Annotated in this window: 8 protein-coding genes; 2 read left to right on the forward strand and 6 right to left on the reverse strand. The window is 38.2% G+C overall.

Going from position 1 to position 7,243, the window contains the following annotated elements; translation table 11 throughout:
• Positions 1-67: 67 nt before the first annotated feature.
• Together AAC037_RS15730 and AAC037_RS15735 are read left to right on the forward strand one after the other, a co-directional pair.
• Entirely contained in the window at positions 68-1,021 is a 954-nt protein-coding gene (locus AAC037_RS15730) for a glycosyltransferase family 2 protein (RefSeq protein ID WP_339903872.1), read from the forward strand.
• Positions 1,002-1,850 carry a lysylphosphatidylglycerol synthase transmembrane domain-containing protein gene (locus tag AAC037_RS15735; protein ID WP_339903873.1) on the forward strand — a complete coding sequence of 283 codons (849 nt, stop codon included), beginning with the start codon at positions 1,002-1,004 and terminating at the stop codon, positions 1,848-1,850. Before AAC037_RS15730 ends, AAC037_RS15735 begins: the two co-directional genes overlap by 20 nt.
• Positions 1,851-2,037: 187 nt before the next feature.
• Here AAC037_RS15735 and AAC037_RS15740 read toward each other — a convergent pair whose 3' ends face one another.
• The 6 genes from AAC037_RS15740 to AAC037_RS15765 form a co-directional block, all read right to left on the reverse strand.
• Positions 2,038-2,676: a hypothetical protein gene (locus tag AAC037_RS15740; protein ID WP_339903874.1), complete on the reverse strand. Its 639-nt coding sequence runs from the start codon at positions 2,674-2,676 to the stop codon at positions 2,038-2,040.
• A gap of 307 nt (positions 2,677-2,983) precedes the next feature.
• On the reverse strand, positions 2,984-3,814 hold the full coding sequence (gene tsf / locus AAC037_RS15745) for a translation elongation factor Ts (protein WP_339903875.1): 831 nt from the start codon (positions 3,812-3,814) through the stop codon (positions 2,984-2,986).
• Between the two features lie 108 nt (positions 3,815-3,922).
• Positions 3,923-4,684, reverse strand: coding sequence for a 30S ribosomal protein S2 (rpsB, locus tag AAC037_RS15750; RefSeq protein WP_339903876.1), 762 nt, complete (start codon positions 4,682-4,684; stop codon positions 3,923-3,925).
• A gap of 44 nt (positions 4,685-4,728) precedes the next feature.
• Complete coding sequence (rpsI, locus tag AAC037_RS15755) at positions 4,729-5,115, reverse strand: 30S ribosomal protein S9 (RefSeq protein ID WP_339903877.1); 387 nt, start codon at positions 5,113-5,115, stop codon at positions 4,729-4,731.
• A gap of 12 nt (positions 5,116-5,127) precedes the next feature.
• Positions 5,128-5,571 (reverse strand): 50S ribosomal protein L13, encoded by a 444-nt coding sequence (rplM, locus tag AAC037_RS15760; RefSeq protein ID WP_014020964.1) that lies wholly within the window; start codon positions 5,569-5,571, stop codon positions 5,128-5,130.
• Between the two features lie 397 nt (positions 5,572-5,968).
• Positions 5,969-6,367 carry a GreA/GreB family elongation factor gene (locus tag AAC037_RS15765; RefSeq protein ID WP_339903878.1) on the reverse strand — a complete coding sequence of 133 codons (399 nt, stop codon included), beginning with the start codon at positions 6,365-6,367 and terminating at the stop codon, positions 5,969-5,971.
• Positions 6,368-7,243 lie beyond the last annotated feature (876 nt).

The following is a 7,243-nucleotide window of genomic DNA, read 5'->3' on the forward strand; positions in this document are numbered from 1 at the left end:
AATAGGTTTTAAGGCTTCCATTTGTCATAGCTTTTAAAAAGCCTTAATTTCGTCCAAATTTTAAATCATGACTCAGCCTGAGATTTCCGTTGTCATTACCATTTTTAATGAAGAAGGTAATATTGCTCCCTTATTAGATGCCGTATATGAATCATTATCAGCCATTGACTATGAATTGATACTGGTAGATGATGGGTCTACAGATCGTTCGGTTGAGAAAATGAAGGCGCTGGCCAATGAAAGAACAAGGGTATTGGTGTTTAACAAAAACTATGGCCAAACTACTGCTTTGGCAGGAGGGATAGATCATTCCAATGGGAAGTATATCGTAACCATGGATGGCGACCTCCAGAATGATCCTAGTGATATTCCTATGCTGTTGAAAATGGTTAGGGATGAGGATTGGGACGTTGTGGCCGGGAGAAGGGCCAAGAGAAAAGATGGCTTTGTGCTCCGGAAGCTGCCCAGCAAAATGGCCAATTGGTTAATCCGACACACAACTAAGGTGTTTCTTTCTGATTATGGCTGTAGCCTGAGAATATATAAAGCACATATTGCCCAAAATATGGGGCTTTACGGAGAACTTCACAGGTTTATTCCCGTTTTGGCAAAACAAGAAGGGGCACGCATGACGGAGGTAGACGTAAAGCATCACCCAAGGATTCATGGTGAGTCAAAGTACGGACTTAGTAGAACTTTTAAGGTCATTGCTGACCTTATTTTAATGCTCTTCTTTCAGAAATATTTTCAGCGACCCATACATATATTTGGTACATTAGGGCTTTTTGCATTCACAGGGGGAGTATTGGTGAATATTTATTTACTTGTACTCAAGCTAATGGGAGAAGATATCTGGGGGCGTCCCATACTTTTGGTAGGATTTATTTTATTACTTGGTGGAGTGCAGTTGATTACTACAGGAATAGTGGCTGAAATAATCGTTAGGACCTATTATGAATCCCAGGATAAAAAGACATATACAGTGAAAGCAATTTTTCAAGGTGATAAAAAAGAGGCTTAAATTTTTTCTTAAAATCCTACTTACCAGTCTGGCGCTGTATTTGGTTTTTAGTAAAATAGATACTAAAGAAACCTGGAAGGTGATTCAAACCTCTCATCTAGGATGGGTGTTCCTGGCTTGGATGTTTTTTGTAGCTTCAAAGTTGTTCAGTGCAATACGTCTGAACATTTACTTTAGGGATATTGGTCTTCGCTTACCTGAAATCAAGAATATAAAATTGTATCTCATAGGAATGTTTTATAATCTTTTCCTACCCGGAGGCATTGGGGGAGATGGTTATAAGGTTTATTTACTCAATAAGGTACATAAAACTCCTGTGAAACAATTGATCAATGCGGCCTTACTCGACAGAGGAAATGGCTTGGCAGTATTACTCTGGCTGATGTTTTGCCTGATGTTGCTCTTGAACTTACCCTGGGATTTCCCCATTACTATGTTTTGGTTGGGGATATTAGGAATTGTGTTTATCCCGATTGGATTTTATCTGGTGATGTTGCTTTTTTTTAAACAATTTATGGGCTCTGTGCCGTCCACCACCGGGTTTTCCTTTCTAAATCAATTGCTGCAATTGTGCAGTGCCTACTTTATTTTAGTTAGTATGGGGGTAGAAGATCAATACATCCCTTACCTTTTTGTGTTTCTTGTTTCAAGTACGGTTTCCGTCTTACCACTGACCATTGGAGGAGTGGGGGCTAGGGAGCTGGTTTTTGTTTTTGCGCATGATTATGTAGGGATAGATCAGAATGTGGCAGTAGCATTTAGTCTGCTGTTCTTCCTTATCTCAATGCTAACATCCTTGTTTGGGCTGTTTTTTAAGCATGAAGCCTAAGGGTTTTGGAGGTAGACAAGGCCCAAGAGAGTTTAACTTTTTGTTACAATCTCACCAATCCCTTGCGATGAGTTACTAGTCAATATTCACTTTATGGCTTTGCAATTGGAGTAGCTTATAAAAGCCTATGGATAGTCAAAAGTTTAACCAATCGCAGGACCATTGCATAATGCGATTAGAAAACATCCTATATACCCACCACCGCAATTGCGATTTGAACTATTTCTAGGCTTGATCTTTGAGTATTATAGTGAAATACCGCATTTTCCCCTGGACTTTTGGTCGTTTCTACAGCTCCTTTGGGCAGGAAACGGAAAGGCACACTGCTGTTATAATTGACTTTCAACTCCAGTTGCGTATCATTTCCCTTAAATTCAATGGGTAATTTATAACCCAATGCTAACCCATAAGCCATGGTAAAGGCCGAATGGTCCAAGCCTTCTTCTAAGATTTCGGAAAATATCGTTTCTCTGATCATATAGCGGGTATATAAATTGCTTAACCCTATTTGTGGATCAATAAAGAGCCTGTCCATTTTTACCCAGGGTAGGTAATGTTTATAATGGGCCTTGATATTTAGAATATTACTGTTTCTGCGTAGTCTCAACACTTCTGAATCTCCGTTATACAGGTCATCTCTTTTTTCTAATGAGGAGCCATAGATCCCATAGCCAACACTTAGGCCTGCAGCAACCGGTAGGCTAGGGAATTCGTAATATACAGACCCGGCTATTTCAGGGAAGCTATTGGCTTGAATTTTTTCTTTGAAATCATTGATAGGGAAGTTGTATTTGGTTTCTATACCGAATATTATGTCTTGAGCCATTCCACTAAAAGGAAGAAAAAAAAGTAAAAATAGTGATCGAACAAAGTTTGAAGCCATAACATTAAAAACGATAAAGTTTGACTAAGGATTCAATTTAAACCATTTTTATTGGAAGGCCCCATTATGATTTTGGCTTAAATAAGATACTGTTTATCCTTTTTTTTGCTGTAGTGGGTAGAGATGTATGTAAAGCTGGGAAATTGATTAAGGGAAAGCGTTTATAACTTGCTTTTATTAAGGCAGAGATATAAAAAAAACCTGACCAAAATATTGGTCAGGTTTAAATATATGTTGATTTCTTTAAGGATTAACCTATAGAAACTCTTTTGAAACTTGATACGGTCAAACCTTTGCTAACGCTGTCAAGGTATTGAGCGATGGTTTTGCTAGTGTCTTTCACGAAAGACTGGCTAAGCAAAGTATTCTCTTTATAGAACTTGTTTAATTTACCCATGGCAATTTTCTCAAGCATTGCTTCTGGTTTACCATCTTGTCTGGCTTGGTCTTTACCAACTTCGATCTCTCTTTCAACAACAGAAGAATCTACACCATCTTTGTCAAGTGCTACCGGATTCATGGCAGCAATTTGCATGGCTACATCTTTACCTGCTTCGGAAACATCAGCACCTTCGGTGTTGGTTAGCCCTACCAATACACCTAACTTACCGTTGGAGTGTATGTAAGGTTCAACCACTTCCGCAGTTACTTTCTCTAGGTGAGAAACACCAATTTTTTCACCGATTTTACCGGTCATTTCAGTGATTTTTTCACCTATGGTGATGCCTTCAAAAGGCAATGCCAAAACAGCATCAATGCTTTCAGCGTCTGCTTTTACTGCTTCAGCCAAGATGGCATTAGCAAAGGCAGAAAACTCATCATTTTTGGCAACAAAGTCAGTTTCGCAAGTAAGTGAAAGGATAGTTCCGGTTTTACCGTCTTCACTTACACTAGTAACCACAACGCCTTCTTTGGTTTCACGGTCTGCTCTGGAAGCTGAAACTTTTTGTCCTTTTTTTCTAAGGATATCAATAGCTTTTTCAAAATCTCCTTCAGCTTCGGTAAGGGCTTTCTTACAGTCCATCATACCGGCCCCGGTTTTTTGTCTCAGTTTATTTACCTCTTGTGCAGTAATAGCCATTGGTTTATATTTTTTTGTTGAATTAAATTAGGTGTTGACAATAAAACAAAAATTGAACAGCAAGCTGTCGCAAGTGTCCAATTTTTGTAATTAAAATGTCAAAGTGGATTATTCTTTGGTTTCAGCGTCGGCTGCTTTTTTTGCTTCTTCCTCTTCAGAAAGTTTAGCATCGTCTTTGTCTTTCTTACGTTCAGACAATCCTTCCTCAATAGCAGAACCGAATGCTTTCACCAATAGTGAAATGGATTTAAAAGCATCATCATTTGCAGGGATAGGGAAATCTACCTCATTAGGGTTAGAATTTGTATCTACCAATGCAAACACAGGGATACCAAGTTTCTTAGCTTCCGCCAAGGCAATATGCTCCCGTTTAATATCTACAATAAAGAGGGCTGCAGGAAGTCGTGTAAGGTCAGAAATACCTCCCAATACATTCTCCAGCTTTTCTCTTTGACGGCTGATCATCAGCCTTTCTTTCTTTGCTAGGTTTTTGTAAGCGTCGTCTTTAGACATTTTGTCTATTGTCGACATCTTCTTCAAAGATTTACGGATGGTAGCAAAGTTTGTCATCATACCACCAAGCCATCTTTCAGTAATGTATGGCATCTTAAGCCTTCTGGCTTCTTCTGCTACCAAATCTTTGGCTTGTTTTTTCGTAGCTACAAACATGATTTTTTTGCCTGAGCGTACGATCTGCTTGATTGCGTTGGATGCTTCATCAAGGCAAACGAGCGTTTTGTTTAGATCAATAATATGGATCCCATTCTTCTCCATGAAGATATAGGGTGCCATTTTAGGATCCCACTTTCTTGTTAAGTGTCCGAAGTGAACACCAGCATCCAGTAAGTCTTTATATTCTATATTGGCCATTTAATAAATTGTTGTTTATGATATTAAGAAAAGAATATATCCAATTATCTCTTAGAGAACTGGAATCTTCTTCTTGCTTTTCTTCTTCCTGGTTTCTTACGTTCAACCATTCTGGAATCACGCGTTAAGAATCCTTCTTTTTTCAACGGACTTCTGTGGTCTTCGTTGATTTCACAAAGGGCTCTAGATATCGCCATTCTGATGGCTTCTGCCTGACCACTGATTCCACCGCCATCAACATTTATGTTAATGTCGTAGGCACCGTCCTCATTGACCAATACCAAAGGTTGCTTCACCACAATCTGGTGTAGCTCAAAAGGGAAATACTTGTCCAAGGCCCTTTTGTTTACCGTGATATTACCGTTCCCGGATTTTATGTAAATCCTGGCTACGGATTCCTTTCTTCTTCCAATTTTGTTAATTACTTCCATTGACGGGTAGCATTAAAGTTTTACTTCTTTAGGTTTTTGTGCGCTGTGCGGATGCTCCGAGCCGGCATATACATACAGGTTAGTGTATAGTTTTCTACCAAGTCTGTTTTTTGGAAGCATTCCTTTTACTGCTTTCTCTACCAGAGTACGAGGAGATTTTTCCAAAAGGATCTTTGGAGTTGCTATACGCTGTCCTCCGGGAAATCCCGTGTGACGTACATATACCTTCTCTGTCCACTTCCTTCCGGTAAGTCTTACTTTCTCGGCGTTAATTACAATAACGTTGTCTCCGCAATCAACATGAGGGGTAAAGTTTGGCTTGTGCTTCCCTCTCAACATTTTTGCCACTTCGCTTGAAAATCTGCCGAGTACCTGGGATTGGGCATCCACTACTACCCACTCCTTCTCCACCGTAGCATCATTCGCTGATATGGTCTTATAGCTTAAAGTATTCACTGTGTAAATGTTTAATAATTAGCTTGTTAAATACATTTCACCCTCAAAAAGGGACACAAAGATAGAAGTTAATTCCTTCAATTCCAATAGAAAGCAAAGTTTACTGCCTTATTTTCACAAGAATAGCTATTGCTGTCTACCCATTCAGCAGGTGCTTTAGCCCCTTAACAGGACGAAACGGCTTTATCTGTCATTGAAATGTTTGATTTGATGAAACAAAAGTAATGCTTTTATAATTGATTTGCAGGCATGTTTCCACCATAATCTATAATTAAGGAAACTTAAGGTAAAAATCGGCCTTTTCAATCTATTCCCTTCCTCGTTTACTAGCTATTCCTATAGCACAAGTCTATGGTTTCCTTTACTTTCGATTGTCCCATTTTATTAAGGGGATTGCTTATTTGGTCACCATTTCTTTTTGAACTTGAGTGGTGACCTTTACGATTTTAATCTTTCTTAAGCCTCCGGGCAATTCCCAATCCACCGTAGCTCCTTCTTTGAACCCGATTAATGCAACGGATAGTGGTGAAAATACGGATATTTTATTTTGTGCTAAATTGGCATCTTTAGGGATTACCATCTTCATTTTTATCGTTTGTGAAGGTTGTCCTAATTCCACTTCAAAATGAGAATTTAACTGTATTGTACCTTTCGGGATTTTATTGTCGGGGACTTTTTTTGCCAAATTCAATTCATCCATTAATTGACCTACTTCTCTTGTTTTTTGAGCTGGAGTAAGGTTGTTAATGATGTTCTTAATCGTTCTGTAATCAGATTCTTTAACTATAGGTTTCATAATATTTTAAATTTTTGGAAAATAGCACTAAACCAAAGGTGGATTTACCCTTGTGAATCAATGCTTTTTGAGATTAAATGATAAGACTGTTAATTTCCGCCTAAATGACTAGGTTAAAGCCCTCTACCCCGGTTTATTTGGTAGAGGGTAATTTGATAAAGGCTTTATTGTGAGCGAGTACAATCCAATTCGCCTTCAATTCTTGAAGGGAAGTATTCCTGATGATGGCGTTATGGATGTAGGAAGTGTTCATGAAATAATTACTCTCAAGATATAAAAAAATATTTATATAGTCTAATTTCCTTTAATTTTAGTTGATCTGTATTTTGGGTAATAGTTCCATTGAGGATTGATAACGGAAAGGGAGCTTTCAAGGTTTCTTTTCTGTAAATTCTTTACTGTTTTAAAAAAATAGCCATACCGGATTGCGCTGAAGCAAAAGTAAAAGCCCTTTCGTTTTGAAAATTCGAGAACGTTCCCGTAATTATTTTCTTCTCGATGCTTTTATTTAAAGGCTAGATTGGATAAATAGTCTTCTGTTGACTTATTATAAGGATTTTGAATTGTTTTAATAGTCACTTATGCTTCAATGCGCTTGTTTAAGATTTGTGTTGAAGGGTAAAAGCCCTATCGGTTTTTACTGTAAATTGTAATGGAGAGCTTTATATTTTCAACCCCTAGATTGGTACATTTGTTTCTTATTAAAAGGCCCATGAGATGAAAAACACCAGAAGGTTATTTATAAAATTATCCGGAATTCTCAGCCTTGGTTTATTCAATAGGGTAAATGCGTTAAACTCGCCTAAACCAAAGCCAAGTGTAGCTCACTTAGAAAGTTCATTTGCTTCCGGTCTCGAAGACAAGGGAAAAAGCATC

The organism is uncultured Cyclobacterium sp. (genome assembly GCF_963976465.1).
Taxonomy (GTDB): Bacteria; Bacteroidota; Bacteroidia; order Cytophagales; family Cyclobacteriaceae; genus Cyclobacterium.

What these genes read in the sequence shown, in the direction of transcription:
- AAC037_RS15730 (WP_339903872.1), top strand. Translation starts at nt 68, where the DNA reads ATGACTCAGCCTGAGATTTCCGTTGTCATTACCATTTTTAATGAAGAA.
- AAC037_RS15740 (WP_339903874.1), bottom strand. Translation starts at nt 2,676, where the DNA reads ATGGCTCAAGACATAATATTCGGTATAGAAACCAAATACAACTTCCCT.
- tsf (WP_339903875.1), bottom strand. Translation starts at nt 3,814, where the DNA reads ATGGCTATTACTGCACAAGAGGTAAATAAACTGAGACAAAAAACCGGG.
- rpsB (WP_339903876.1), bottom strand. Translation starts at nt 4,684, where the DNA reads ATGGCCAATATAGAATATAAAGACTTACTGGATGCTGGTGTTCACTTC.
- rpsI (WP_339903877.1), bottom strand. Translation starts at nt 5,115, where the DNA reads ATGGAAGTAATTAACAAAATTGGAAGAAGAAAGGAATCCGTAGCCAGG.
- AAC037_RS15765 (WP_339903878.1), bottom strand. Translation starts at nt 6,367, where the DNA reads ATGAAACCTATAGTTAAAGAATCTGATTACAGAACGATTAAGAACATC.